The organism is Vibrio sp. LQ2 (assembly GCF_023920125.1).
GTDB lineage: Bacteria > Pseudomonadota > Gammaproteobacteria > Enterobacterales > Vibrionaceae > Vibrio > Vibrio fluvialis.
In genome coordinates this window covers 801,841-826,556 of the sequence record NZ_CP085308.1, presented here as the reverse complement: position 1 = coordinate 826,556, position 24,716 = coordinate 801,841, and the positions used below count along the sequence as shown (strand labels likewise).

Sequence of the window (24,716 nt, the reverse complement as noted above, 5' to 3'; positions counted from 1 at the left end):
AGTTTTAGGCTAAAATCGAAAAAAAAGGAGTCTGGCGATGTACCAAAGTAAACTGTTAGATGCCTATAAACAGGCTCAAAACTACGTACAAGACAAGCAAATAGCGCACGATTTGAATGTTCAACCATCTCGAATCAGTGAAATGCGCAAAGGAACTCGCTATATCTCTGATACAGAAGCAGTTTTTCTGGCGGAGAATTCAGGAATTGACCCAGAGGTCGCGTTGCTTGGTTGCCACGCTGACCGCAATGATAATCCAACCATAAAAGCGTACTGGGAACGCATCGCAAAAAAGTATAACGGGCTAGGATTACAAGGATTATCAATGGCTTTGGGCGGACTAATGTTGTACGCGGTACAGCTTAAAGAGCTACTACTTCAGTGCGCATTATGTATATTATGTTAAATTAAGTATATGAGAATAACAATATACATTACGTTTGCCCCTAGCTTACTTGATGATGCTCTACCTCATTGAACATAATCAATTTACCATAAAGTATATAATTACTATATTGATTAACGTAAAACACGTGTAATCAATACAGTAATTATGATTACACGTAGCTGATAACTTAGATCTGTGTTGTTAATAGAATACTTCTTCGTAGCCACATAGGGATTGTCATACGGACAAAACCCTGCATTACGACCTGACCTGCCATTGTTCCGACGACGGTTGATGACAAGCCTGACGCGATCAGTGACACGCCGAATAATATTGAAGCGGCTTTTTTTCCTACTAGTGGCTCTGAACAACGCAGAATGCAGATAGATTACGTGAGGCATGATAGTCGCGCCTAAGATGCCCGCTGCCAAATAGATCTGATGACTGTTGGAACCAAAATGCCAGCCGTAAGTGGTGCTCCTGATGGATGAGCAAATAGCAGTTCCGCGACATAGACAATCGCAACCAACAGAAGCAATCCCCCAATGGTCATATCTAATGGCTTCTGCTCTTTCTTGTTGAGCATCAAAATGGCGACATAACCGGGATAGGTATCTTCTATCAACGACGATTGAGGTAGCGATCTGAGATTCGTTGTAGTTCCTTGCTACGAATGGGCTTTAACACAATATCGTTCATACCAGCGGCCAAACAGTTTTGATGGTCACTATTCATTGAGTGTGCGGTCAGCGCAATGATTGGAGTGGTCAGTCTTTGAGATCGCAAGATTCTGGTTGCCTGAATTCCATCCATAATGGGCATCGAAATATCCATAAAAATAAGATCAAAACTTCTATTTTTTTCAATGAGCTCTAAAGCATGTTGTCCGTTGTTAGCAATAGTTACGTTGTAACCCATTCGATTTAACAATAACTGTATAACCATCTGGTTCGTTTTTGTGTCTTCTACAACCAGAATGTGCTTGCTGTTATCAAGAGCATCGTATGTTTTGGTATCACTCAGTTGGCCCGCATTCTCATTGGCGGCTGCAGTGCTTCTCGATTCCAACGGAATCGAGATTGTAAACAAACTTCCCTCGCCTAGTTTGCTGTTTACTTTTATGGTGCCACCCATGAGTTCAACCAGATGTTTAGTAATCGCCAGACCCAAGCCTGTTCCCCCATAGTTGCGCGTTATGGACGTATCAGCCTGAATGAACGGTGAAAACAGATGTTCAATACGCTCGTTGTCGATACCAATACCGGAATCACGGACTTCGATTTCAAGACGATCCCGGGCGGTAACCAACGATACATCGACAAACCCCTGATGAGTAAATTTGATGGCATTGCCAATGATATTGAACAAGATCTGTGTGAGGCGAACAGAATCAACCCAATACTCAAACTGCTCGCAAATTGAAGCTTTGACATTGAACTTAATATCTTTGGCCTGGGCCACTTGACTATGGTACTCGAGCGCGTGTTGCAGCTTTTTACTTAAACTTATCCAGTGACGTTGTAACTCAAAGTGCCCGGATTCAATGCGACTGAGATCCAGAATGTCATTAATGATGACTAATAGAAGCTCAGCAGAATTTTCCATTTGCTCCAGCATTTCTTGTTGATAGGCATCAGAGTCATCACGCAATAAATCAATCAGACCCAATACCGCATTGAGTGGTGTTCGTAGCTCATGACTCATCATCGCAAGGAACTGGGATTTGGACTGATTTGCTTGCTCCGCTTGTTGCTGCGCGATTTTCAGTTCACGGGTTTTCAAATCGACCAATTTTTGCAGCGCCTCTTTATGTTCGATGTCGTTAATCGCACGCTCCAACAGAGGTCGAAAACGTGAAAGAGTCGATTTGGTTTCAAGACTAAACTGCCCTTTTCTCGTACCAAGCAGCAGCAGTACCGAATCACTGGTCTGCGCTCGTATACCAGTGACCAATGCGGAATTGATTTGGTCTTTAAGAAAGTGGTTCAGATTGCGAAATTCTTCGAGTTTACTTGGTTCAAAAAGAATGATGCATTCACCATCCAATACACGCTGAAACTTGTCACCGTTGAACCAGTCTTTGCCTTGAAATGCGAGGTTAGACGCCAGATAAGTCGAGAAAGTTCGGCTCTCTTTTTCTTTTGAAATCACGATGAAGTCATCAAATCGAATATAACGACTGAGAACTTTTTTCAACTCTTCAAAGATCTGATACTTGTTGTCCGCATGGCTGAGTGCCGATAAGGCAGCCAGAATAACGCGATTTTCCTCTGCTAATCGCTGCTCGCGTTCTTTGCTGCGCTCAAGCTCCACTAACGCCTCATTAAGCTGTTCTATCTTTTCTTGATCCATCAGGTGGTTACTCAGACTCATAGAAAAGGACTGACGAGATCATCAGGTTACCGTGTGCATTCTCGCCACCGATGAAACGCCCTTGTTCGCCAAAGGTAAACGGGCAAATAAAAGGCCGGCCGTTCATTTGAGACTTCAATTGACGCTGAACTCCGAGAATATCGTCTCCCAGCCGCAACATGGAGCCTGCACAATAAATAATGATAGACCCTAGTAATTGAGACTCATGATAGTTTGGCGTATTGGCCTCTTTGACTACCCGGGACGCACGGTTGATCAGCTGTTCTCTGGAACCAGTCATCAACGTTACCGTTTCCCCTTCGACGACGGCGGTGAACATCTCCATAGCGCCGCTACGCGTCATACGAACGGGATGTGACAACTTGTAATAAGGCTGTTGGTGAATATGGCCAGCGACACGGCCGAGTGGAAAACGAGTGACATGGTGAAAAAGGTAGTGTTCTGAAATCTGAACGCTGGAGTGGTCACTGATCCACTCTTTGTAGATTTGTTTAGCAGGCTCACCATCGATTTCATGGATAAATCGTCCGGAGGCTTTGGTTACGGTGCCAACAAACTCAGTGGGTGAATAGCCTGCGCTAAATCCTGTTGTGAGAGGCTTGGATGGAAAATACAGCTGAACGGCCAGGCCGTTTTTAACCCACCCTTGCTCGGTCATGCTTGACCATTGCTGCTGAATATAATTGTCTGCAGCGCTGCCACCGATAATGGGAATTTGAGTACCAAAAGTATCGTCAATCTCATCGATAAAAAGCTCTTCATGGCCTGGTGTGGCATGAAGGATAATTAGGCTGGGTACTTCTCCAATCCGCCCAGCTGACTTCAACGCTTGCTGAATCGCCTGACGCGTTGATTTCCTGAGGTCTTTATCGTCTTCCAATCCGATTAGCCCTGTACCGTAGGCACTGCTCGCTGCATCATAGATTGCCAACGCCGCGATCACAGGTCCGGAATGGTAACCTTTTTCCGTCATCACGCCTTTGCAGGACGAACACCCAACAAAAGGAATATTAGGAAATGCTTGCTTAAGCGAGCGGAATAATATATCGGCAGGATACTCATCAGTATAATAGAATACCAAACTGGAAAGCCCCTCAAATATAAGGGACTCTTTCAGATGACTAACGGCATTTATAGGATCAGAGATTTGAGTAAAAGTCGTTATCAATCGCATATGCGAATAAAGTTAAAAGATTCTTCAATCTTTATACATTAACTTTAAGCGATATTGAATTCTTTCTCTTAACTTAATGAAGCCTATCTCGCAAATTATGCGTCATTATTAATTAATAATATTAATGTTTACTGAGTCATTAATATTAATCGCGCTATTTGTTTTTGAGTTGTTGCGAATCACTTTTAACTGCACTTCTTCACCATCTCGAACCAATTCATCATTTGATTCCAGGCTCCAGTCCACGGGGATTGGACGAATAATATACACGCCTGGGAACTCTTCACTTTTTGTTACAGTTATTTTTTGTCCGTTCACAAATAAAGAACATTTTGGCTCTGGAATGCACTCTTGAGTTGGTACATCACGATATGTGATCGTGCGCCAAAAAAATGCGCCAACGAGTATTGCCAGCGTGATGATAATTTGAGCAAGTCGGTGTTTAGTAAGCTTTTCAGCCGCCATGTCTGTGAGTTCCTCGTGTAACAAACTTCAAAGTTTTGAAATAAAAGGCCAAATCCGGATGGATAGTAAGGTTACTACACTGTCATTGAATTGTTAATTGCAGTATAGTTGTCGGCTGAAAATGCCACTTTTTTATAAAGTCAGCAATAGGTATTAAGGTTCTGAAAAGACATTAATTTTTATTGTGAACTTGGGTGGCATTACGACATGTGTCGTGTTGGAAGTAAAGTGTAGTTAATTAGACATTGGAAGCATGCAAATGAGCCAAGAAAAGCAGCTTGAACAAAACTATAACTATACAGTCGTCCGTCAATTTACCTTAGTAACTATTCTCTGGGGTATTGTCGGTATGGGTGTTGGTGTTTTGATTGCCGCTCAATTAGTATGGCCACAGCTAAACTTTGATACGCCGTGGCTGACGTATAGTCGCTTACGTCCCCTGCATACTAATGCGGTAATTTTCGCGTTTGGTACCAGTGCACTGTTTGCAACATCCTATTATGTTGTGCAGCGTACTTGTCAAACTCGTCTCTTTGGTGGCCCGCTTGTCCCATTCACATTTTGGGGATGGCAAGCGATCATCGTTTCTGCCGCTATTTCTCTGCCTCTGGGTTATACCTCAGGTAAAGAATACGCAGAACTTGAATGGCCGATTGATATCGCGATTGCTCTGGTTTGGGTTTCATACGCCGTGGTGTTCTTCGGAACGCTAGTGAAGCGTAAGACATCACATATCTACGTAGCAAACTGGTTCTTCGGTGCGTTTATTATCACCGTAGCAGTTCTTCATATCGTGAACAGCATGGCAATCCCAGTATCTATGGGTAAATCGTACTCGATTTATTCTGGTGCAGTGGATGCGATGGTTCAGTGGTGGTACGGCCACAACGCAGTAGGTTTCCTACTGACAGCCGGCTTCCTGGGTATGATGTACTACTTCGTTCCTAAGCAAGCTGAACGTCCTGTTTACTCTTACCGTCTGTCAATCGTTCACTTCTGGGCACTTATCTCTCTGTATATTTGGGCGGGTCCTCACCACCTTCATTATACGGCGCTACCTGACTGGACTCAGTCTCTGGGTATGGTGATGTCTCTGGTTCTGTTCGCTCCATCTTGGGGTGGCATGATCAACGGTATCATGACGCTATCAGGTGCGTGGCATAAACTGCGCTACGACCCAATTCTTCGATTCCTGATCGTTTCTCTGTCTTTCTACGGTATGTCTACCTTTGAAGGCCCGATGATGTCGATCAAGACAGTCAACGCACTCTCTCACTACACCGACTGGACGATTGGTCACGTTCACTCTGGTGCTCTGGGTTGGGTTGCTATGGTGTCTATCGGTTCGGTTTACCACCTAATCCCTCGCCTCTTTGGTCAAGAGCGCATGTACTCAATGAGTCTGGTGAATGCCCATTTCTGGTTGGCAACCATCGGTACTGTTCTGTACATCGTTGCGATGTGGATCTCTGGTGTTATGCAAGGTCTGATGTGGCGTGCGGTTAACTCCGACGGTACGTTGACTTACAGCTTTGTTGAGTCGGTTCAGGCATCTTACCCGTTCTATACCGTACGTTTCATCGGTGGTTTCATCTTCCTATCGGGTATGTTCCTGATGGCGTTTAACGCGTATAAGACGATTTCTGCACCAAAGCATAGCTTAAAAGCTATCCAGCAACCGGCTTAAGGAGATTGAAAGAATGAGTTCTAATTCTAATAATCGCCACGAAATCATTGAGCGCAATGTCGGTCTGTTGGCTATTTTTATCGTTTTCGCAATCAGTTGGGGTGCTCTGGTTGAAATCACACCGTTGATTTTCCAAAAGCAAACGACTGAGCCTGTAGAGAATCTGAAACCTTACACTGCTCTGCAATTGGAAGGCCGTGATATCTACATCCGTGAAGGTTGTAACGTCTGTCACAGCCAGATGGTTCGTCCATTCCGTTCTGAAACGGAACGTTACGGCCATTACTCAGTTGCGGGTGAAAGCGTGTGGGAACATCCATTCCTGTGGGGTTCTAAGCGTACTGGTCCTGACTTAGCACGTGTTGGCGGTCGTTATTCTGATGAATGGCACCGTGTTCACCTGACTAACCCTCGTGAACTGGTACCTGAATCAAACATGCCTGGTTTCCCATGGTTAGCTGAAAATGTCCTTGACGGTAAATACACTCAACAGAAACTTGAGTTGTTCCGTGACAAATTTGGCGTGCCATACACAGATGAACAAATCGCGAATGCGGCAAAAGATGTAGAAGGTAAAACCGAGATGGATGCCATCATCGCTTATCTTCAGTCTATTGGTCACGCAATGAAATAACAGGGGTAATTATGGATATCGGTACTATTCACAGTATTTGGACCATAGTGCTTTTCGTCTGCTTTATTGGCGTCGTTTGGTGGGCCTACGGTAAAAAACGTAAAGCTCGCTTTGATGAGGCTGCCAATCTGATTTTTGCAGACGAACCGCAAACGCCCTCAAAAAAACAAGGAGTGACTAAGTAATGACAACATTCTGGAGTCTATGGATTACCGTCATCACACTGGGAACCCTGTTGGGCTGTGCTTTCCTGCTCGTTTGGTGTCTTAAAGACAAAATGGGTGTGGAAGAAGGCGTAGACATGGGGCACGAGTACGATGGTATTCGCGAAATTAACAACCCGCTGCCAAAATGGTGGACTTACCTGTTTGTAAGTACCTTCGTTTTTGCTGCTGTCTACCTGACTCTTTACCCAGGTCTGGGTAACTTTAAAGGTGTGTTAGGTTGGCAAAGTTCAGACCAGCGAGTTCGTTCACTGGAAGAATCAAAAGCCTCAATTGCGGCTGCTCAGGAAAATAAAACTCTGGTGCAGTATGCGAAAGAACTAGACGACGCAGACACCTACTTTGGTGAAGCATTCAAACGTCTGGCATACAAAGATGGTGGCTCAGATCTACGCCCTATTCCTGAAATCGCCGCAGATTCCGATGCACTGAAAGTAGGACAGCGTTTGTTCCTGCAAAACTGTTCTCAGTGTCACGGCTCAGATGCGCGTGGCCAGAAAGGTTTCCCTAACCTGACTGACAATGCGTGGCTGTATGGCGGTGAACCTGATGCTATCGTGACAACAATCCGTCACGGCCGTATCGGCCAAATGCCGGCATGGAAGGATGCACTGGGTGAACAAGGCGTTCAGGAAGTCGTGAGCTACGCTCTAAGCTTATCTGGTCGTTCGGTTAACGCCCGTGAGGCAGAAGCTGGTAAAGCACGCTTTGTCGTGTGTGCAGCATGTCACGGTACAGATGGTAAAGGTAACCCAGCAGTGGGTGCCCCAGACCTGACAGACCAAGACTGGCTGTTTGGCGATTCGCGCGCAGCGGTAACTGAAACCGTATCTAACGGCCGCTCAGGTGTCATGCCTGCTTGGATTGACATTCTAGGTGAAGACAAAGTGCAACTTGTTGCTGCTTATGTCTGGAGCCTGAGCAATTCAGACAAATAAGTAACAGTCCAATAACAGCCCCTTTCAAAGGGGCTGTCTTTCTTTTAAGTTAGAGCCTTCTTTTTTGTTGTAGAGAACTTTTTTATGGTAAAGCCTTGGTATAAACAATTCTGGCCGTGGTTTCTGATTATTCTTCCGCTTACGGTCGTTGTCTGGACAATTGCTACTGTCATCGTGTTTTCCAATAATTCGGTATCCTTGGTGACTGAGGATTACTATAAAAAAGGCAAAGGCATTAATATCGATTTGTCTAAGATTCATGTTGCTAAGGAGCTCGGTTTGAATGCCGCTGTCTACTCTGAAGGCAACGACATTGTGATTGAACTGAACAAAGGGAAACTAGATCATTTTCCGGCGATTCAGACGATGTTTGCCCACCGAACCCTACCAGATCGTGATTTTTCAATGCTGCTGACGGCTGACGCTAAAGGTCGCTATCGAATCACTCGAGATAGCGAACTTCAGGGACCTTGGTTTATTGAACTCACTCCCCACAACAACGAATGGCTAGTTCAAGGCAGAGTCACTTTCCCTACTGAGTCTCCGACTCAACTGATGAATTATTAATATCATGAGTAAAGCGTGTTATCACTGCGGTGAAGATGTCCCAGCCAACACGGATTTCAAGGTAGAGATTCTCGGTGAAGAGCGGGAGATGTGTTGCCCGGGATGTGAGACGGTGGCGCAAACCATCGTCGATAACGGTCTAGTGTCCTATTATCAGTTCCGCACAGCACCAGCCGAAAAAGTGGAATTGGTACCAGAACAGCTTAAGTCACTGATTCATTATGATAATTCCGATGTACAGGCCGAGTTTGTCCGAAATAACGGTGATTGTGGTGAAGTGACATTGTCACTTGATGGGGTCTCTTGCGCGGCTTGTGCTTGGCTCATTGAAAAGCAACTGGCGAATGAACCGGGTGTGTTGTCGATTCGTGTTAATACCACAACCAACCGAGCGTTGCTGAGTTGGGACAAATCCAAAGCAAAATTGAGTGAGATTCTCAGTCAAATCCACAAACTGGGCTACAAGGCCGCTCCGTTTGAAGCGGATCAGCATGAAGCGTTTTATCACCAGACGATGAAGCAATACCTCTATCGCCTGGGGATCGCGGGGCTTGCCACCATGCAGGTTATGATGCTGGCGGTGGCACTGTACCTTGAAGCGTTTGGTGATTTGGATGCTGAGTTTAAAAACTACTTTCGCTGGGTTAGCCTGATTTTCGCGACTCCTGTACTGCTCTACTCTGCGCTACCATTTTATTTTAACGCGTGGCGCAGTATTAAAGGTCGAACGCTTGGCATGGATGTCCCTGTGTCGATTGCGTTGATTTTTGCTTATGTGGCCAGTCTTGTCGCAACCGTGACGCAAAAAGGCGAAGTCTTTTTTGAGTCCATCTCCATGTTCACATTCTTTCTGTTAGTCGGACGCTTTCTTGAGATGCGCGCACGCCGCAAAGCGGCGGCGGCGAGTGGTAACCTGCTCAAATTGATTCCTGCGATTGCCACCACGTTGGATGGGCAACAGGTGCCGGTGAAAACGCTGCAACTGGGCGATCAAATTCGAGTTTTGCCGGGTGAACACATTCCCGCTGACGGCAAAATCATGCGGGGCCGAGTCCATGTGGATGAATCTATGCTCACCGGTGAGTCACTGCCGGTCGTGAAACATAAAGGCGATACGGTCTTTGCCGGAACGCTGAATGGCGAGGAAGCATTCGAGCTTGAGGTCACAGCCTCTAAGGCGGATTCGGTCATCTCAAATATTGTGCGTCTGCAGGATGATGCACAGTCTTCCAAACCGCGCATTGCTGAAATTGCGGATGTTGTGGCGCGTTACTTCGTCGCCGTGATTTTGATCATTGCCGCTGGGACATGGTTCTATTGGCATCAAGCAAAGCCGGATGACGCGTTCTGGATAATGTTGTCTGTATTGGTGGCCACTTGCCCTTGTGCCTTGTCTCTGGCAACGCCTACCGCGCTTACTTGTGCGACCTCTCGCATGGGCGGTTTTGGTATTTTGCTCCGCAAGAGCCACGTTTTCGAAACTCTATGCAGAGTGAACCATTTGGTGATCGATAAGACGGGCACCCTGACGAACGGCAATATCGAAATCTGTCGGGTTGCGCTTCACTCTTCTTGGACAGAAGAGCAATGTCTGGCGCTGGCCGCATCACTGGAACAACATGCGAACCATCCCATTGCCAAGGCATTCAGAATGTATGCTGACGCTGCGTTTGTTGTTGAACAAGTACAGAACGTGATCGGCTCTGGCGTTGTGGGCCAATATGGCACGCATGATGTGAAAATCGGTAGCGCGGAATTTGTTTTAAGTAACGCCAGCCAAGGTGAAGTTAATGCCATTTATCTCGCGATTGGTGGTGAACACGTTGCGACGTTTTTTTACCAAGATCCAGTGCGCAAAGAAGCGAAGACATTCATCGATAAGTTTCATGATGCCGGTATCCGAATCACTTTGTTGACCGGTGATTCCGAAGCAAACGCGCAAACCGTCGCGCGTCAGATGGGGATTGATAATGTTGTCGCTCAGGCCAAACCGGAAGATAAACTGGCGTATCTGAATAAAATCAATGCACAAGATATCACGATGATGGTTGGTGATGGGATTAACGATGCCCCTACACTTGCTGGGGCGCATATTTCAGTTGCGATGGGTGGTGGGACCGATGTTGCGAAAGCGTCAGCAGACATGGTTTTGCTCGGAGATAAACTGGATAAACTGCTGGAGGCTCGCGCGTTAGCACTCAAAACCCGCCGTATTATTCGTGAAAATCTGGCCTGGTCGTTGGGATACAACGTGCTGATTTTGCCACTTGCAGTGGCTGGCTTAGTTGCGCCATATGTGGCAGTGGTGGGTATGTCTGCCAGCTCAATTATAGTAGTATCCAACTCTCTTCGTTTGTTGAAAGAGCAAGGTAAGTAAATGGAAAGCCTCTATATTCTGATTCCTATCGCTATTGTGCTTGTCTGCGTTGCCGTCGCTATTTTTCTGTGGGCAGTGAAAAGCGAACAGTTTGAGGATCTTGAACGTCAGGGGCACAACATTCTGTTTGAAGATGACGAGCAAGTTGAAAAATCGACCAAGGACAAACAATGACCCCCGATTTTATCGGAGCGTTTGTGATTGGTTTGCTGGGCGCTGGACACTGCATGGGTATGTGCGGCGGGCTTGGCGCTCTCCTCACTCTAAACCATCAATCTAACCCTTCTGCGCCGCTGTTCTTTTACAATTTTGGCCGGATTGGCAGCTACATGCTGTTTGGCGCGATTGTTGGCGGTTTAACGGCTTCTCTTTCAGCTGTGGCTGATATCAATCATTTCTTGGTCTGGTTACGACTGTTGGCTGCTGTGTTGATGATTGGTCTTGGACTTTACGTTGGCCGTTGGTGGTTTGGTGTGCTCAAACTCGAGGCTTTGGGCCAACGACTATGGAAACACATTTCGCCCGCAGGGAAAGCGCTTCTGCCGCTAAAGAAAAGCTGGTATGCCCTGCCGTTTGGTTTTATCTGGGGCTGGTTGCCATGTGGATTGGTGTATTCAATTTTGACTTGGGCCGCGGTTTCGGGTGGTTTTTTACAAGGCGCTCTTGTTATGGGCGCGTTTGGTTTAGGGACATTGCCTGCGATGCTTTTGGTTGGTTTTGGTGCAACAAAAATAAAAGAGTTGCAACAATCGAAAATATTTCGTCATATAGCGGCAATGTTTATTATCGTTTATGGCGTATATACCGGTATCGGAGCCATAAATATTCTGATTACCTTAGTTTAGGTAGTTGATTTTTTGCACAATTATTTTCGCTATCCTTTGGGGTTAAGGGATGCTAAAATATTGATGTATATCAAATAGTGAAAGGTTGTTATGATTTCTGAAAAGCCTGCTGCAAAACGCATTCAATCCGGTGGTTGTGCAATTCATTGTCAAGACTGCAGTATTAGCCAGCTTTGCATCCCGTTTACTCTGAATGAATCGGAGTTGGATCAGCTTGATCAGATTATCGAGCGTAAAAAACCGATTCAAAAAGGTCAGGAACTGTTTAAAGCTGGTGATGATCTGCGTTCTCTGTACGCAATCCGTTCTGGCACAATCAAAAGCTACACCATTACTGAACAAGGTGATGAGCAGATCACTGCTTTCCATCTGGCTGGCGACTTAGTTGGCTTTGATGCGATTACTGGTGATTCGCACCCGAGTTTCGCTCAGGCGCTGGAAACGTCGATGGTGTGTGAAATTCCTTACGAAATTCTGGACGACCTGTCAGGTAAAATGCCTAAACTGCGTCAGCAAATCATGCGTTTGATGAGTAACGAAATCAAAGGCGATCAAGAAATGATTCTGTTGCTGTCGAAGAAGAATGCGGAAGAACGTCTGGCGGCGTTCCTGTACAACCTTTCTACACGTTTCTCTCAACGTGGTTTCAGCCCGCGAGAGTTCCGTCTGACAATGACACGCGGTGACATCGGTAACTATCTGGGGCTCACCGTAGAAACGATCAGTCGCCTACTGGGTCGTTTCCAGAAGTCTGAAATTCTGAGTGTTAAGGGTAAATACATTACTATCCTTGATCATGACTCACTGATGGAACTGGCTGGCGTTTCACAAGAAAGCAAGTAACTTCAATGAAGTAGCTCATTAATGAGCTACTTCATACTTCTCTGATTTTCCTCTCTAAATAGCTAAAACTCTTCCATTAACTGCGCTAAAGTAAATCTAAGAAACCTCCTCCACTAACAAGGAGTTTGTTATGAGCATTTATAGCAAAATCTTAGTTGTTGCTGACATCAACCATGATGAACAACCTGCCCTAGCCCGTGCGATGCAACTGGCGGCAAAGAGCAAATCAACCAGTCGCATTACCTTCTTTTTGTCTATCTATGATTTTTCTTACGATATGACGTCGATGCTTTCAGTTGATGAACGCGACGCGATGCGCAGAGGTGTGATTCATCAACGTGAGCAGTGGATGAAAAAGGTTGCTGAACCATACGTTGATGAATCGGTGATGTTTGATGTCAAAGTTGTATGGCATAACCGCCCCTACGAAGCGATCATCGGCGAAGTATTTGCGGGTGAGCATGACATCCTAATTAAAGGTACTCGCAAGCACGATGTCCTGGAGTCAGTGATTTTTACTCCGACTGACTGGCATCTTCTGCGTAAATGTCCGACACCTGTGTTATTGGTTAAGAATGCCACCTGGCCCGAGGACGCCAACATCATCGCTTCGGTACACGTTGGCTCGGAAGTAGAAACACACCTGCAGCTCAATGACATCATGGTGGATCAACTGTTGAGTCTGACGTCTCGTCTGGGAGCGACACCCTATTTGGTGAATGCCTACCCTGTGACGCCAGCGAATATCACCATAGAATTGCCCGAATTCGACCCAACGACTTACACGGATGCGGTACGTGGCCATCATCTAACATCGATGAAAGCGCTGCGCCAAAAACATGGTATTGATGAAGCGCAGACGATCGTTCAGCAAGGTTTGCCTGAGGATGTTATCCCAGAAGCCGCCGAAAAATTGAGTGCAGCCATGGTGATTCTCGGTACGACAGGCCGTACGGGTTTGTCAGCGGTGTTTATCGGCAATACCGCTGAGCATGTGATTGATAAGATTAATTGTGATGTACTCGCGCTGAAACCGCCCGGCTACATTAGTCCTCTTGATCCGAAAACGGCGGTATAACGCCATCGGTTACCATCATCAATCCTCGGCAGTTCAGCCGGGGATTTTTTCTTTTCTAGCACTAGCATCTGTTCAATTTATCCGTATCATACGCACTTCATTTTGTTTTGAAGAATAAAGACTGCAGGCTGATGACAGAGCAAACTCAAGAGTTGACCAAAGCTCAACACTACAATTTCAATAAATTGCAAAAGCGCATTCGTCGCAATACTGGTCAGGCTATTGCTGACTTCAACATGATTGAAGACGGCGATCGCATCATGGTGTGTCTGTCCGGCGGTAAAGACAGTTTTACCATGCTGGACATTCTGATGAGCTTGCAGAAAAGCGCACCTATCTCATTTTCTCTAATTGCGGTAAACCTTGACCAGAAGCAGCCTGGTTTCCCTGAACACATTCTGCCTGAGTACTTAAAGAGCCTCGGTGTTGAATACAAGATCGTGGAAGAAGATACATACTCTATCGTTCAGGATAAGATTCCAGAAGGCAAAACAACATGTTCACTTTGCTCTCGTCTGCGTCGTGGCATTCTGTACCGCACCGCAAAAGAGCTGGGCGCGACCAAGATTGCTTTAGGACACCATCGTGATGACATCATCGAAACGCTGTTCCTGAACATGTTCTACGGCGGCAAGATGAAAGGTATGCCACCTAAACTGGTTTCTGATAACGGAGAGCACGTAGTGATTCGTCCACTGGCCTACTGCCGTGAGAAAGACATCATTAAGTACTCGGATCTGCGTGGTTACCCTATCATTCCGTGTAACCTGTGTGGCTCTCAGCCAAACATGCAGCGTCAGAACATTAAGCAAATGTTGAATGCTTGGGATAAGCAATTCCCAGGACGTATCGAGACAATGTTCCGTGCGATGCAGAACGTGGTACCTAGCCACCTAGCGGACTTCGAACTGTTTGATTTTAAATCCATCAACCGTGATTCCGGTGTAATTAACGGCGGCGATATTGGCTTCGATAAAGAAGAGATGCCGGTGCAACAGCTTGAAGACGAAGATATGGTGATGGAATTTGATCCAAGCCTGAAGCTTGATGTCACGAATATCTGATAGAAAAACAAAAGGCTGCATTCGCAGCCTTTTTTGTGCTTGTTTTGTTGCTTACTTCTTGGCTTTCGGTAGATATGGCAGCACGCGTGTGGTTGCCTGTGGCAATGACATCCAACCGTCTGGCCCGATTTGCGAAAGTTCAACCTGAGCCTTTCCGTTGATCACTGGAATGGTTGAACCGTTGCTAAGCTCGATGGGTGAATTCACATCGTGAGCAAATTCCAGTGTTACGCCAGTGACGGCTGGTGTAAACCAGCTGGCAAACATACCGCCCAGATCCTCCAGCATGCTTTGCATCTGCGGTAGAAGTTTCTCAATTTGAGTGTAACTCACCTTACCTTCCAGTGGTTGTTTGGTCATAACGACCATCGAAAAGTCACAACGTCTGTCGTTTGGTGTGTCTACAAACACCAAAGGATTGGCCTGACGAAGATTGTTGTCGAGCGGCACCACTAGCTCGTTGCCGGAGGACGGTGTGAGCTCCTCGTAATGCTCCTCTTTTTCCATCCAGGCCTTTTCAATGCGGCATAACTGTTTGCTGTCTGCGTCAACAAAGAAGAAGCCGACTTTGACGTCCTCGTGGTTTTCCTTCACGTTGTTTTTCATTTGTGAGTACAGTTTTGAATAGGTAAACATGTACTCTTGCGCCCACGTTGGCGCAGAGATGCCCGCGCAACATGCGGCGAGCATTAAGGTTGAAAATGGTTTTTTCATGCTTAGTTGAGCCAGTATTTTTCGTTATGACGAATCATGGTCTGTAAATCCGACACGTAATCTTCGCCACGTTCTGAATATTTCAGCAGGCCGTTGGTCAGAGCGACCGCCGTTTCAACGCTGAGTAGATCGCTTTGTTCTTTACGCAAATCGTAACGAATTTTGCGCAAATCGTAGTATGCGGCGTTGCGGTTTACATTCATAAAGTAACGATGGATAGATTCCTGCACGGATTTGAACTTCGCCACTTCGTGTGTCATACCTTCAGCTCGGGCCAAAGGCACCAAACCGCAGCCCTGAGTGTAACACCACTGGCCAAAGTAATTGTTGGCTTCACGAGCAAAGCGTGACGTACCCCAAGCGGATTCGTTCGCCGCCTGAGTTAATACCAACGCTTCAGGTAACACATCAACACGATGTTGCATCACGCTCAGCCACTTGGACGTGACTTTACTTTCTGTTAATTCGACTTTGTAGAGCTTAGCCAGACGTTTCGCGTCTTCGAGATCCTTTTCAGAGGTTCTCCCCTGATCAAAGTGTTCCTGAATGCGTTTTAGCGTTTTGCGCTCTTTCATCACTCGTTCGTTCTCGAGTGCAATTCCGGGCTTAAGGTAAGAGAAAAAGGCGTGCTTTTTCTCAGAGACATCGGCAATCGCCGAAAAATCAGGGGCTTCGGATATGGCCTTACCTTTAAGCTCGACAGAAACCGTTTCTGTATTGTGTTGTTTTACATAGTAAACGCTGCAGCTGGCTATGACAGCAACGGCAGACAGAGCGAGATATTTACGCATCAAACACCTGCGGATCTTGGTTGTGGTTATTGTCATCATCAGACGGTGGCGCAGCGACGATCTTCAAACGGATACCGAACATGTTACGGTAGATAATGCCTTTCACGTGGAAGAAAAACGGAAGGACAAAAATCAGGCCAATGCCATAAAACAATGCTGCGGCGACAAACAGCATCATCATCACCATATAGATGACGGCAAGTTGCAGAAGTTTCTTGTTCACTGCTCGCAGTGACAGCAACAGTGATTGCAGCGGAGAAACGTGCTTTTCACAGATTAATAAAACGGAGTTGCTGAACGCCAACGAGAAGTACATGGACAACAGAGGAAACAGCATGCCGCCAATCCCCTGCAGCACTAAACCGCACAACGTTGCGATGATAACCGGAACGGTAAATTGCAGCCCCTTGCTGATATGACGGGTTTTCGTCGTCAGGCCAGCAGCGTGGCTCATCGCCATCAGGCTGACACCCGCATAAATCGGTGCACTGACGACTTCATAGCTGAAGTTGGCAATAAAAATAGCCTGAACCAGCCCTTCTGGGAAAGCGCCATCCTGATTAATTGCAGTGATGATGACGGAAGGATCACCCAGTTGCAGTTTCAATGCGATGAAGAAAATCGCCAGCTGAACAATAATCAGCATGACAATAGCCGGAGAAAAAGAAAGAAAATGCTTGATGGTCGAGTCCCAGGCTTCTTTAAAAACCTCGCCTATTTTCAGTTGATACTGGCCCGACAGCGCTTGCTCAACCGTCCCACCTAAATTGAAATCTCTTTCCATATCGTTGTTCATAATGTGCCCTAATTTGGCTTGTCAAAAACGCGATCTAAATATGACAGATAAAAATATTCGGTCATTATACTGAAATGCTACCGAGTCTAAAATCTGCGTGCCAAACTCATCTTGCTTTCTGAAAAGTATGGTTGATAATTAACCACTTGAAACCATTGAGAGTTAGGCGAAGCGCCTATGGTAAGTAATCTTTCCTTTTAGGTGCAAAATTTTTTCTGTTTCAGAATAAGAAAAAACTTTGAATTCGTACTTTTGATGATTATGATTCGCGCCTTACTTGGTGTATTGCAACAGGTCTAATCAGTAGAGTTACTCTACGGACCAAGGTGGGAGAAAAACAGACGTTGAACGAACAAAATTCAGTAGGAAAGCCAGTTATTCGTCTTTCTGGCATTAGCAAAAGTTTTGATGGTAAGGAAATCATCAGTCGCTTAGATCTTGATGTAAACCACGGTGAATTCTTAACCATATTAGGTCCCTCTGGTTGTGGTAAAACAACCGTACTGAGAATGATTGCTGGTTTTGAGACGGCAGATGAAGGTCAGATTCTGCTGGATAGTCAAGATGTAACTTCAGTTCCTGCTGAACAAAGACACGTCAACACTGTCTTCCAAAGCTATGCGCTATTCCCACATATGACGGTGTTCGAAAACGTTGCGTTTGGTCTGCGTATGCAGAAAGTACCTACCGAAGAAATCGAACCTCGTGTTCTGGAAGCTCTGAAGATGGTGCGCCTGGAACAGATGGCCCAGCGTAAACCTCACCAGCTTTCTGGTGGTCAGCAACAACGTATCGCGATTGCGCGTGCTGTGGTCAACAAACCTAAAGTACTGCTACTGGATGAGTCTCTGTCTGCTCTGGATTACAAACTGCGTAAGCAGATGCAAATCGAGCTGAAACAGCTGCAACGCCAACTAGGCATTACCTTTATCTTCGTAACACACGATCAGGAAGAAGCCCTGTCGATGTCTGATCGCATCATTGTTATGCGCGACGGTGTGATCGAGCAAGATGGCTCTCCGCGTGAAATTTACGAAGATCCTAAAAACCTGTTTGTGGCTCGCTTTATCGGCGAAATCAACGTGTTCAACGCCGTCGCTCAAGAGCGTCTGGATGAGAAGCGCGTACGTGTCGATATTGATGGTGTAGACGCGATTGTTTACTACGACAACGCTGTTAACGCCGGTGAAAAGCTGCAAGTCCTCCTTCGTCCTGAAGACTTACGCATTGAAGAAATCAAAGAGTCTGAAACCAACGGTATCGTGGGTCACGTGACCGACCGTACTTACAAAGGTATGACTCTGGAATCGATTATCGAGCTGGAAGATTCTGGTATGCGCGTATTGGTCAGCGAATTCTTTAACGAAGATGATCCGGATGTGGATCACTCTATCGGCCAGAAAGTCGCTATCACTTGGGTTGAAAGCTGGGAGGTAGTCCTCAATGATGAGCAAAAAGCTTAGTCTTCAGAACGCGATTATTACCCTTATCGTCGGTTGGTTGGTGCTGTTCGTACTGCTTCCTAACCTGATGATTATCGGTACCAGTTTTCTGACTCGTGACGAAGCGAATCTGATTGATTTGACGTTCACGTTTGAAAACTACGCTCGTTTGCTGGATCCGCTGTACGCCAAAGTGATGATGCACTCGTTCTACATGGCCATTGTCGCGACGATTCTGTGTCTGATCATCGGTTACCCGTTTGCGTATATCGTGGCGAAAATGCCGGTGAAATGGCGCCCTATCATGCTGTTTCTGGTGATTGTGCCGTTCTGGACTAACTCTCTGATCCGTACTTACGGTTTGAAGATTGTTCTGGGTACGCAAGGCATTCTTAACCAAGCTCTGATGGGCATGGGTCTGATCGATTCACCGCTGCGACTGATGTACACCGAAACGGCGGTTATGATCGGTCTGGTGTACATTCTGCTGCCGTTTATGATTCTGCCCCTCTACTCGGCAATCGAGAAGCTCGATGGCACTTACATCGAAGCCGCTCGTGACCTGGGCGCAAATAAGCTGCAAACGCTGACGAAAGTGATTCTGCCTCTGACGATGCCTGGCATCATCGGCGGTTGCCTGTTGGTTCTGCTTCCTGCTCTGGGGATGTTCTATATCGCTGACCTTCTGGGCGGTGCGAAGAACCTGCTGATTGGTAACGTGATTAAGAGCCAGGTCCTCAACGCTCGTGATTGGCCGTTTGGCGCAGCAACCAGTATTGCACTGACGATTGCGATGGCAATCATGCTGTATGCGTACTACCGAGCAGGTAAATTATTGAACAAGAAAGTGGAGCTGGACTAATGGGAAAAGCAGTTAGATTTAGCTTTATGAGCTTGGTGTACTTGTTTTTGTACCTACCAATCATCGTGCTGATTGCCAACTCGTTCAACGACAACAAATTCGGCATTAAATGGGGTGGTTTCACGACCAAGTGGTATCACGCTCTGGTGGCAAACGACAGCCTGATGCAAGCGGCTTGGCACTCACTGAACGTTGCGGTCTTTTCGGCGACAGCAGCGACAATTATCGGCAGCCTGACAGCAGTTGCCCTGTTCCGTTACCAATTCAAAGGTAAGAACATGGTCAACGGCATGCTGTTTGTTGTGATGATGTCCCCAGATATTGTGATGGCAATTTCTCTGCTTGCGCTATTCTTAGTGTTGGGCGCAAAACTGGGCTTCTTTACCCTGCTGATTGCGCACATTACATTCTGTTTGCCATTCGTCGTTGTGTCGGTATACAGCCGCCTGAATGGTTTTGACGTGAAAATGTTAGAAGCTGCAAAAGACTTAGGCGCCAGTGAGTGGGTGATCTTGAAGAAAATCATTCTGCCATTGGCGAAACCGGCCGTCGCTGCGGGTTGGCTATTGAGTTTCACCTTGTCTCTGGATGACGTGATTATCAGCTCTTTTGTCACCGGCCCGACGTATGAAATCCTGCCGTTGAAGATTTATTCCATGGTTAAAGTGGGTATTTCACCTGAAGTCAACGCACTTGCTACAGTAATGTTAGTGGTTTCGTTAATACTTGTTATCACTTCACAGTTGTTAGCAAGGGAAAAAGTGAAGTAGAATCCACTTTCTAAAAAGGCACGAAACAGAATGACTTACGTCATTCTGTTTTTCTATCTAACGCCCCGTTGGGCAACGTTTGGTTTGGAGCTAACGTCAATGAAAAAATGGGCTACTCTATTAGCTGGTAGTGCATGTGCGCTTTCCCTGTTCTCTGGTACAGCAGCAGCGGAAGATAAAGAGCTGGTATTCATGAACTGGGGACCGTACATCAACAGCGGCATTCTGGAACAGTTTACGAAAGAAACAGGCATCAAAGTCATCTACTCGACTTACGAGTCGAATGAGACACTGTATGCCAAGCTAAAAACGCATAACGAAGGTTACGATCTGGTTGTTCCTTCAACCTACTTCGTCTCTAAGATGCGTGATGAAGGTATGCTTCAGAAAATTGATAAGTCTAAACTATCAAACTTCAAAAACTTGGATCCAAACTATCTGAACAAACCTTATGATCCAAACAACGACTACTCTATTCCTCACGTTGTGGCGATTACTGGTCTGGCGGTAAACACAGACATGTATGATCCAAACGATTTCCAAAGCTGGGGCGACCTGTGGAAACCGGAACTGGCTGGTCAACTGATGCTGATGGATGACACTCGCGAAGTGTTCCACATTGCGCTGCGCAAGCTGGGCTACTCAGGTAACACCACTGACGACAAACAGATCGACGAAGCATACGCCGAGCTACAAAAACTGATGCCAAACGTATTGGTATTCAACTCAGACAACCCAGCAGCACCTTACCTGTCAGGTGAAGTTGGTCTGGGTATGCTGTGGAACGGTTCTGCGGCAGCGGCCCAGAAAGAAGGTCTGCCACTGAAACTTGTTTTCCCTAAAGAAGGCGGTATCGGTTGGGTTGATAACTTTGCTATCGCATCAGGCGCGAAAAACATTGAAGCGGCACATAAGATGATCGACTTCCTGCTACGTCCTGAAATCGCAGAGCAAATCTCACGTGACACAGGCTACCTGACGGGTGTTAAAGCATCGAACGACAAGTTCAAAGATGTGGCACCACTGTTCCCATCTCAGGAAGATCTTGATCGCGTAGAATGGCAAGCAGCTGTTGGCGACAAAACAGTGAAATATGAAGACTACTTCATGAAGCTGAAAGCGGGTCAATAATTCCCTTAAAATGAATGAAATAGGCGGCATTAGCTGCCTATTTTTTTTTGAGCTGTTATACTCGTCCCCTTCTATAAACTCGCTCTTGCCTGATTAGGCTCTTGCACTAAATCATGGAAAAGTAATGAAAAGTAAACTGTATGCTGGCGCATTATGTGCTGCGACTCTATTCACTACCAATGCAATGGCTGAGGACCAAGAACTCTATTTCTACAACTGGTCTGAATATATTCCTAATGAAGTTTTGGAAGACTTCACCAAGGAAACCGGAATCAAAGTCATCTACTCCACCTACGAATCCAACGAGAGCATGTACGCGAAGTTGAAGACTCAAGGTTCGGGGTACGATCTGGTTGTACCGTCAACCTACTTCGTTTCAAAAATGCGCAAAGAAGGTATGTTGCGCGAAATCGACAAGTCAAAGTTGAGTCACTTTGCGGACCTGGATCCTAACTATTTAAATAAGCCTTTCGATCCGGATAACAAATACTCAATCCCTTATATCTGGGGCGCTACGGGTATCGGTATCAATACTGACATGCTCGACAAATCATCAGTGAAAAACTGGGGCGACCTGTGGGATGCCAAATGGGAAGGCCAACTGATGATGATGGATGACGCTCGTGAAGTGTTCCACATCGCACTGACTAAGCTGGGTTACTCCCCTAACACCACAGATCCGAAAGAGATTGAAGCTGCTTATCATGAGCTGAAGAAGCTGATGCCAAACGTGCTGGTGTTCAACTCAGATTTCCCTGCAAACCCATATCTGGCCGGTGAAGTGTCTCTGGGTATGCTGTGGAATGGTTCGGCTTACATGGCTCGTGAAGAAGGCGCGCCAATTGAAATCATCTGGCCTGAAAAAGGCACCATTTTCTGGATGGACAGCCTGGCGATTCCTGCTGGTGCGAAGAACGTTGAAGCTGCACATAAGATGATCGACTTCCTGCTGCGTCCTGAGAATGCGGCGAAAATTGCACTAGAGATTGGCTACCCGACTCCGGTTAAAACCGCTTATAAGCTGCTGCCAGCTGAGTTTGCCAACGATCCTAACGTCTTCCCTCCCCAGTCGGTGATGGACAATGGCGTTTGGCAAGACGAAGTGGGTGAAGCGGCGGCGCTTTACGAGGAATACTTCCAGAAACTCAAAGTGAACAACAACTAAAAAAAGCGGCCATTGGCCGCTTTTTTCTTATTCAGCTCAAGCTTACGCGTGCTTGAACGACGGTTTTTGCAACGCCAGTATCTCTTCCACTAATTGCGGAACCTCGACACTCGCTTTACCGTAGCGCTTCTCGGCAAACTCGCTCTCAACCGCACTGGGTTCGAGGTTGATTTCAATCGTATGCGCGCCATGCATTTTGGCATCGTGCACAAAACCTGCCGCCGGATAGACGACCCCGGAGGTGCCGATTGAAATAAACAGGTCGGCTTCTTCCAACGCAGCATAGATATCGCCCATACGCAGCGGCATTTCACCAAACCAGACAATATGTGGGCGCAGCTGAGACGGAATTTGGCAGCAATGACACAGCTCCCCTGTCAGCAGATCCTCTTTATGCTCGATAACCTGATTAGAGACGCTACAACGCGCTTTAAGCAGTTCTCCATGCATATGGATAACGTTGTGGCTTCCGCCCCGCTCATGCAGGTTATCGATGTTCTGAGTAATGATGGTGACGTTGCCGTCGAGTTCTTGTTCCAGCTTACCGAGTGCGATGTGCGCAGCATTTGGTCGAATGCTCTCGGATTGCAGTTTACGACGACGCTGATTGTAGAAGTCTTGCACCAGATCCGGGTCTCTTTCAAACCCTTCCGGAGTGGCGACATCTTCGATTCGGTGATTTTCCCAAAGTCCGTCCTGGGCACGGAAAGTCTGAATACCGGATTCTGCTGAGATGCCCGCGCCAGTCAGGATGACAACATTGCGATACGGAAAATTCATACAACATCCTTTTGTTTTGCTTTTCGGCTAGCTTAGCACCGATGCCCGGACATCCCTAGTTTTGGGGGTTAGACCATAGTATAAATTTAAACAGTGAAACTAACTTCTGTGACCTCAAAAACAAAAGAGCAGGCACATGGCCCGCTCTTTCATTGCAGAATGTGGTCGATTACTCTTCGTTAACCGATGAAATTTTATGAATGGCCAAATCTGCGCCGTTGAATTCGTCTTCTTCGGACAGGCGTAAACCAGACACTTTATCCAGTGTGCCGTAAACGATAAATGCACCGATGACTGCAACTGCAATCCCCATTAGTGTGCCTATTACCTGAACGGTGAAGCTGACGCCTCCCAGACCACCCAAAGCCGATTGGCCAAAGATACCAGCGGCGATGCCGCCCCAGGCTCCGCACACGCCATGTAGCGGCCATACACCCAATACGTCATCAATTTTGGTTTTATTCTGTAACTGAGTAAACAGCCAGACAAACAATGCGCCAGCGACAACGCCAGTGACCAGTGCGCCCAGTGGGTGCATCAGATCGGAGCCAGCACACACAGCGACTAAACCAGCAAGCGGACCGTTGTGGATAAAGCCCGGGTCGTTTTTACCCACGACCAGTGCGGCCAGAATACCACCAACCATCGCCATCAATGAGTTCATTGCCACCAAGCCACTGATACCATTCAGTGTTTGCGCAGACATGACGTTAAAGCCGAACCAACCTACACACAGGATCCAAGCGCCTAACGCCAGAAACGGAATGTTGGACGGCGCAAAGTTGGTGTGTTTGCCCGCACGAATACGGCCTTTACGCATGCCGAGAAAGATAACCGCGATCAGCGCAATCCAGCCGCCAACGCCATGAACCACCACAGAGCCGGCAAAATCATGGAAACCCATACCAAATGTGGTTTCAAACCAGGCTTGAATACCAAAGTTACCGTTCCAGATGATGCCTTCGAAGAATGGGTAGACCAAACCAACGGTAAAAAATGTGGCCATCAGGATTGGGTAAAAACGGGCGCGCTCAGCAATACCGCCCGATACGATGGCGGGAATGGCTGCGGCAAACGTCAGCAAAAAGAAGAATTTAACCAGCTCGTAGCCGTTGCCTTGCGACAACGTGGCGGCATCAGAAAAGAAGTTGGCGCCATACGCTATCCAGTAACCAATAAAGAAGTACGCGATGGTAGAGACGCCGAAGTCGGCGAGAATTTTAACCAACGCGTTGACTTGGTTCTTCTTTCGTACGGTTCCCACTTCCAGAAATGCAAATCCCGCGTGCATCAAAAACACCATAATGGCGCCAAGCAGCAAAAATAAGGTATCTGAACTTTGGGTCAGGGTTTGAACGGCACCTTGTACCTGACTTACGGTTTCACTCATTCTCGTTATACTCCATTGCAAAGTGGTGCACTAATCCTGTGCCACTTGTTTAAAAATTCACCAAATTGGTGAGAAAGTTATAATTTTTCTCTCATGGAGCAAGATGTGTTCCAATTATTAATAAGAGTATGAACAAGAAACTATTTTTATTTAACTTAATGATAAATATGGTTTTAGCTGAGATTGGTAATCGAGAATGATTCGTTATTGAGTCAAGT

The 24,716-nt window shown here is 46.5% G+C and carries 25 protein-coding genes and 1 pseudogene; 17 read left to right on the top strand and 9 right to left on the bottom strand.

Features of this window, described 5'->3' with window-relative positions; translation table 11 throughout:
- Nucleotides 1-37: 37 nt before the first annotated feature.
- Nucleotides 38-406: a DUF3693 domain-containing protein gene (locus tag LGV68_RS03925; protein WP_222785202.1), complete on the top strand. Its 369-nt coding sequence runs from the start codon at nucleotides 38-40 to the stop codon at nucleotides 404-406.
- 190 nt (nucleotides 407-596) lie between these two features.
- On the opposite strand, the pseudogene LGV68_RS03920 reads toward LGV68_RS03925, so the two are convergent.
- The 4 genes and pseudogenes from LGV68_RS03920 to LGV68_RS03905 form a co-directional block, all read right to left on the bottom strand.
- A pseudogene (locus LGV68_RS03920) lies at nucleotides 597-986 on the bottom strand (divalent metal cation transporter); the annotation flags it as partial.
- A 23-nt stretch (nucleotides 987-1,009) separates the two neighbouring features.
- Complete coding sequence (locus tag LGV68_RS03915; RefSeq protein WP_252536297.1) at nucleotides 1,010-2,740, bottom strand: ATP-binding protein; 1,731 nt, start codon at nucleotides 2,738-2,740, stop codon at nucleotides 1,010-1,012.
- Between the two features lie 7 nt (nucleotides 2,741-2,747).
- A complete protein-coding gene (locus LGV68_RS03910; protein ID WP_252536295.1) occupies nucleotides 2,748-3,935 on the bottom strand; it encodes an FIST N-terminal domain-containing protein in 1,188 nt (395 codons plus the stop codon).
- 108 nt (nucleotides 3,936-4,043) lie between these two features.
- Nucleotides 4,044-4,400 (bottom strand): hypothetical protein, encoded by a 357-nt coding sequence (locus LGV68_RS03905; protein WP_020331079.1) that lies wholly within the window; start codon nucleotides 4,398-4,400, stop codon nucleotides 4,044-4,046.
- 259 nt (nucleotides 4,401-4,659) lie between these two features.
- Between LGV68_RS03905 and ccoN the strand changes: the two genes are divergently transcribed.
- The 11 genes from ccoN (at nucleotide 4,660) to ttcA (ending at nucleotide 14,657) form a co-directional block, all read left to right on the top strand.
- The gene (gene ccoN, locus LGV68_RS03900) at nucleotides 4,660-6,087 is read left to right on the top strand and encodes a cytochrome-c oxidase, cbb3-type subunit I (protein WP_020331078.1); all 1,428 of its coding nucleotides are present in this window, start codon (nucleotides 4,660-4,662) and stop codon (nucleotides 6,085-6,087) included.
- 13 nt (nucleotides 6,088-6,100) lie between these two features.
- Nucleotides 6,101-6,721, top strand: a complete 621-nt coding sequence (gene ccoO, locus LGV68_RS03895) for a cytochrome-c oxidase, cbb3-type subunit II (protein WP_020331077.1) — start codon at nucleotides 6,101-6,103, stop codon at nucleotides 6,719-6,721.
- A gap of 11 nt (nucleotides 6,722-6,732) precedes the next feature.
- Nucleotides 6,733-6,906 (top strand): CcoQ/FixQ family Cbb3-type cytochrome c oxidase assembly chaperone, encoded by a 174-nt coding sequence (locus LGV68_RS03890; RefSeq protein WP_020331076.1) that lies wholly within the window; start codon nucleotides 6,733-6,735, stop codon nucleotides 6,904-6,906.
- The gene (gene ccoP / locus LGV68_RS03885; protein WP_020331075.1) at nucleotides 6,906-7,883 is read left to right on the top strand and encodes a cytochrome-c oxidase, cbb3-type subunit III; all 978 of its coding nucleotides are present in this window, start codon (nucleotides 6,906-6,908) and stop codon (nucleotides 7,881-7,883) included. Before LGV68_RS03890 ends, ccoP begins: the two co-directional genes overlap by 1 nt.
- A gap of 84 nt (nucleotides 7,884-7,967) precedes the next feature.
- Nucleotides 7,968-8,450, top strand: coding sequence for a FixH family protein (locus LGV68_RS03880; RefSeq protein ID WP_032081424.1), 483 nt, complete (start codon nucleotides 7,968-7,970; stop codon nucleotides 8,448-8,450).
- A 4-nt stretch (nucleotides 8,451-8,454) separates the two neighbouring features.
- Nucleotides 8,455-10,827 (top strand): heavy metal translocating P-type ATPase, encoded by a 2,373-nt coding sequence (locus LGV68_RS03875; RefSeq protein WP_252536293.1) that lies wholly within the window; start codon nucleotides 8,455-8,457, stop codon nucleotides 10,825-10,827.
- Nucleotides 10,828-11,001 (top strand): cbb3-type cytochrome oxidase assembly protein CcoS, encoded by a 174-nt coding sequence (ccoS, locus tag LGV68_RS03870; protein WP_020331072.1) that lies wholly within the window; start codon nucleotides 10,828-10,830, stop codon nucleotides 10,999-11,001.
- Nucleotides 10,998-11,672: a sulfite exporter TauE/SafE family protein gene (locus LGV68_RS03865; RefSeq protein WP_252536291.1), complete on the top strand. Its 675-nt coding sequence runs from the start codon at nucleotides 10,998-11,000 to the stop codon at nucleotides 11,670-11,672. Before ccoS ends, LGV68_RS03865 begins: the two co-directional genes overlap by 4 nt.
- A gap of 90 nt (nucleotides 11,673-11,762) precedes the next feature.
- Nucleotides 11,763-12,515: an FNR family transcription factor gene (locus LGV68_RS03860; protein WP_020331070.1), complete on the top strand. Its 753-nt coding sequence runs from the start codon at nucleotides 11,763-11,765 to the stop codon at nucleotides 12,513-12,515.
- 130 nt (nucleotides 12,516-12,645) lie between these two features.
- Nucleotides 12,646-13,593 (top strand): universal stress protein UspE, encoded by a 948-nt coding sequence (gene uspE, locus LGV68_RS03855; RefSeq protein ID WP_020331069.1) that lies wholly within the window; start codon nucleotides 12,646-12,648, stop codon nucleotides 13,591-13,593.
- Between the two features lie 131 nt (nucleotides 13,594-13,724).
- On the top strand, nucleotides 13,725-14,657 hold the full coding sequence (ttcA, locus tag LGV68_RS03850; RefSeq protein WP_020331068.1) for a tRNA 2-thiocytidine(32) synthetase TtcA: 933 nt from the start codon (nucleotides 13,725-13,727) through the stop codon (nucleotides 14,655-14,657).
- A 51-nt stretch (nucleotides 14,658-14,708) separates the two neighbouring features.
- On the opposite strand, the gene LGV68_RS03845 is transcribed toward ttcA, so the two are convergent.
- The 3 genes from LGV68_RS03845 to LGV68_RS03835 are packed head-to-tail and all read right to left on the bottom strand — an operon-like array spanning nucleotide 14,709 to nucleotide 16,958.
- Complete coding sequence (locus LGV68_RS03845) at nucleotides 14,709-15,371, bottom strand: DUF2987 domain-containing protein (RefSeq protein WP_202659356.1); 663 nt, start codon at nucleotides 15,369-15,371, stop codon at nucleotides 14,709-14,711.
- A gap of 2 nt (nucleotides 15,372-15,373) precedes the next feature.
- A complete protein-coding gene (locus LGV68_RS03840; RefSeq protein WP_020432323.1) occupies nucleotides 15,374-16,162 on the bottom strand; it encodes a glucosaminidase domain-containing protein in 789 nt (262 codons plus the stop codon).
- A complete protein-coding gene (locus LGV68_RS03835) occupies nucleotides 16,155-16,958 on the bottom strand; it encodes a hypothetical protein (protein ID WP_020331065.1) in 804 nt (267 codons plus the stop codon). The genes LGV68_RS03840 and LGV68_RS03835 overlap by 8 nt, the downstream gene beginning before the upstream one ends.
- 326 nt (nucleotides 16,959-17,284) lie before the next feature.
- On the opposite strand from LGV68_RS03835, the gene potA reads away from it, so the two are divergent.
- The 5 genes from potA (at nucleotide 17,285) to LGV68_RS03810 (ending at nucleotide 22,328) form a co-directional block, all read left to right on the top strand.
- A complete protein-coding gene (gene potA, locus LGV68_RS03830) occupies nucleotides 17,285-18,421 on the top strand; it encodes a spermidine/putrescine ABC transporter ATP-binding protein PotA (RefSeq protein WP_020331064.1) in 1,137 nt (378 codons plus the stop codon).
- Nucleotides 18,405-19,262 carry a spermidine/putrescine ABC transporter permease PotB gene (gene potB, locus LGV68_RS03825; RefSeq protein ID WP_024374473.1) on the top strand — a complete coding sequence of 286 codons (858 nt, stop codon included), beginning with the start codon at nucleotides 18,405-18,407 and terminating at the stop codon, nucleotides 19,260-19,262. Before potA ends, potB begins: the two co-directional genes overlap by 17 nt.
- Nucleotides 19,262-20,032: a spermidine/putrescine ABC transporter permease PotC gene (gene potC, locus LGV68_RS03820; protein ID WP_020331062.1), complete on the top strand. Its 771-nt coding sequence runs from the start codon at nucleotides 19,262-19,264 to the stop codon at nucleotides 20,030-20,032. The genes potB and potC overlap by 1 nt, the downstream gene beginning before the upstream one ends.
- Before the next feature lie 99 nt (nucleotides 20,033-20,131).
- A complete protein-coding gene (locus tag LGV68_RS03815) occupies nucleotides 20,132-21,163 on the top strand; it encodes an extracellular solute-binding protein (protein ID WP_024374474.1) in 1,032 nt (343 codons plus the stop codon).
- A 124-nt stretch (nucleotides 21,164-21,287) separates the two neighbouring features.
- Nucleotides 21,288-22,328 carry an extracellular solute-binding protein gene (locus LGV68_RS03810; RefSeq protein ID WP_020331060.1) on the top strand — a complete coding sequence of 347 codons (1,041 nt, stop codon included), beginning with the start codon at nucleotides 21,288-21,290 and terminating at the stop codon, nucleotides 22,326-22,328.
- A 42-nt stretch (nucleotides 22,329-22,370) separates the two neighbouring features.
- Here the strand turns inward: LGV68_RS03810 and cobB are convergent, their stop codons facing one another.
- Nucleotides 22,371-23,108 carry a Sir2 family NAD+-dependent deacetylase gene (gene cobB, locus LGV68_RS03805; protein ID WP_024374475.1) on the bottom strand — a complete coding sequence of 246 codons (738 nt, stop codon included), beginning with the start codon at nucleotides 23,106-23,108 and terminating at the stop codon, nucleotides 22,371-22,373.
- Nucleotides 23,109-23,277: 169 nt separating this feature from the next.
- A complete protein-coding gene (locus LGV68_RS03800) occupies nucleotides 23,278-24,498 on the bottom strand; it encodes an ammonium transporter (RefSeq protein WP_024374476.1) in 1,221 nt (406 codons plus the stop codon).
- Nucleotides 24,499-24,716: the final 218 nt, after the last annotated feature.

Excerpts from the sequence above, each read along its gene's own strand:
- ttcA (WP_020331068.1), top strand. The coding sequence starts at position 13,725 with ATGACAGAGCAAACTCAAGAGTTGACCAAAGCTCAACACTACAATTTC.
- LGV68_RS03890 (WP_020331076.1), top strand. The coding sequence starts at position 6,733 with ATGGATATCGGTACTATTCACAGTATTTGGACCATAGTGCTTTTCGTC.
- potB (WP_024374473.1), top strand. The coding sequence starts at position 18,405 with ATGAGCAAAAAGCTTAGTCTTCAGAACGCGATTATTACCCTTATCGTC.
- cobB (WP_024374475.1), bottom strand. The coding sequence starts at position 23,108 with ATGAATTTTCCGTATCGCAATGTTGTCATCCTGACTGGCGCGGGCATC.
- LGV68_RS03845 (WP_202659356.1), bottom strand. The coding sequence starts at position 15,371 with ATGAAAAAACCATTTTCAACCTTAATGCTCGCCGCATGTTGCGCGGGC.
- ccoN (WP_020331078.1), top strand. The coding sequence starts at position 4,660 with ATGAGCCAAGAAAAGCAGCTTGAACAAAACTATAACTATACAGTCGTC.
- LGV68_RS03880 (WP_032081424.1), top strand. The coding sequence starts at position 7,968 with ATGGTAAAGCCTTGGTATAAACAATTCTGGCCGTGGTTTCTGATTATT.
- potC (WP_020331062.1), top strand. The coding sequence starts at position 19,262 with ATGGGAAAAGCAGTTAGATTTAGCTTTATGAGCTTGGTGTACTTGTTT.
- LGV68_RS03910 (WP_252536295.1), bottom strand. The coding sequence starts at position 3,935 with ATGCGATTGATAACGACTTTTACTCAAATCTCTGATCCTATAAATGCC.
- LGV68_RS03875 (WP_252536293.1), top strand. The coding sequence starts at position 8,455 with ATGAGTAAAGCGTGTTATCACTGCGGTGAAGATGTCCCAGCCAACACG.
- ccoS (WP_020331072.1), top strand. The coding sequence starts at position 10,828 with ATGGAAAGCCTCTATATTCTGATTCCTATCGCTATTGTGCTTGTCTGC.
- LGV68_RS03905 (WP_020331079.1), bottom strand. The coding sequence starts at position 4,400 with ATGGCGGCTGAAAAGCTTACTAAACACCGACTTGCTCAAATTATCATC.
- LGV68_RS03810 (WP_020331060.1), top strand. The coding sequence starts at position 21,288 with ATGAAAAGTAAACTGTATGCTGGCGCATTATGTGCTGCGACTCTATTC.
- LGV68_RS03835 (WP_020331065.1), bottom strand. The coding sequence starts at position 16,958 with ATGAACAACGATATGGAAAGAGATTTCAATTTAGGTGGGACGGTTGAG.
- LGV68_RS03840 (WP_020432323.1), bottom strand. The coding sequence starts at position 16,162 with ATGCGTAAATATCTCGCTCTGTCTGCCGTTGCTGTCATAGCCAGCTGC.
- LGV68_RS03860 (WP_020331070.1), top strand. The coding sequence starts at position 11,763 with ATGATTTCTGAAAAGCCTGCTGCAAAACGCATTCAATCCGGTGGTTGT.
- LGV68_RS03800 (WP_024374476.1), bottom strand. The coding sequence starts at position 24,498 with ATGAGTGAAACCGTAAGTCAGGTACAAGGTGCCGTTCAAACCCTGACC.
- LGV68_RS03915 (WP_252536297.1), bottom strand. The coding sequence starts at position 2,740 with ATGGATCAAGAAAAGATAGAACAGCTTAATGAGGCGTTAGTGGAGCTT.
- ccoO (WP_020331077.1), top strand. The coding sequence starts at position 6,101 with ATGAGTTCTAATTCTAATAATCGCCACGAAATCATTGAGCGCAATGTC.
- LGV68_RS03815 (WP_024374474.1), top strand. The coding sequence starts at position 20,132 with ATGAAAAAATGGGCTACTCTATTAGCTGGTAGTGCATGTGCGCTTTCC.
- LGV68_RS03925 (WP_222785202.1), top strand. The coding sequence starts at position 38 with ATGTACCAAAGTAAACTGTTAGATGCCTATAAACAGGCTCAAAACTAC.
- LGV68_RS03865 (WP_252536291.1), top strand. The coding sequence starts at position 10,998 with ATGACCCCCGATTTTATCGGAGCGTTTGTGATTGGTTTGCTGGGCGCT.
- ccoP (WP_020331075.1), top strand. The coding sequence starts at position 6,906 with ATGACAACATTCTGGAGTCTATGGATTACCGTCATCACACTGGGAACC.
- uspE (WP_020331069.1), top strand. The coding sequence starts at position 12,646 with ATGAGCATTTATAGCAAAATCTTAGTTGTTGCTGACATCAACCATGAT.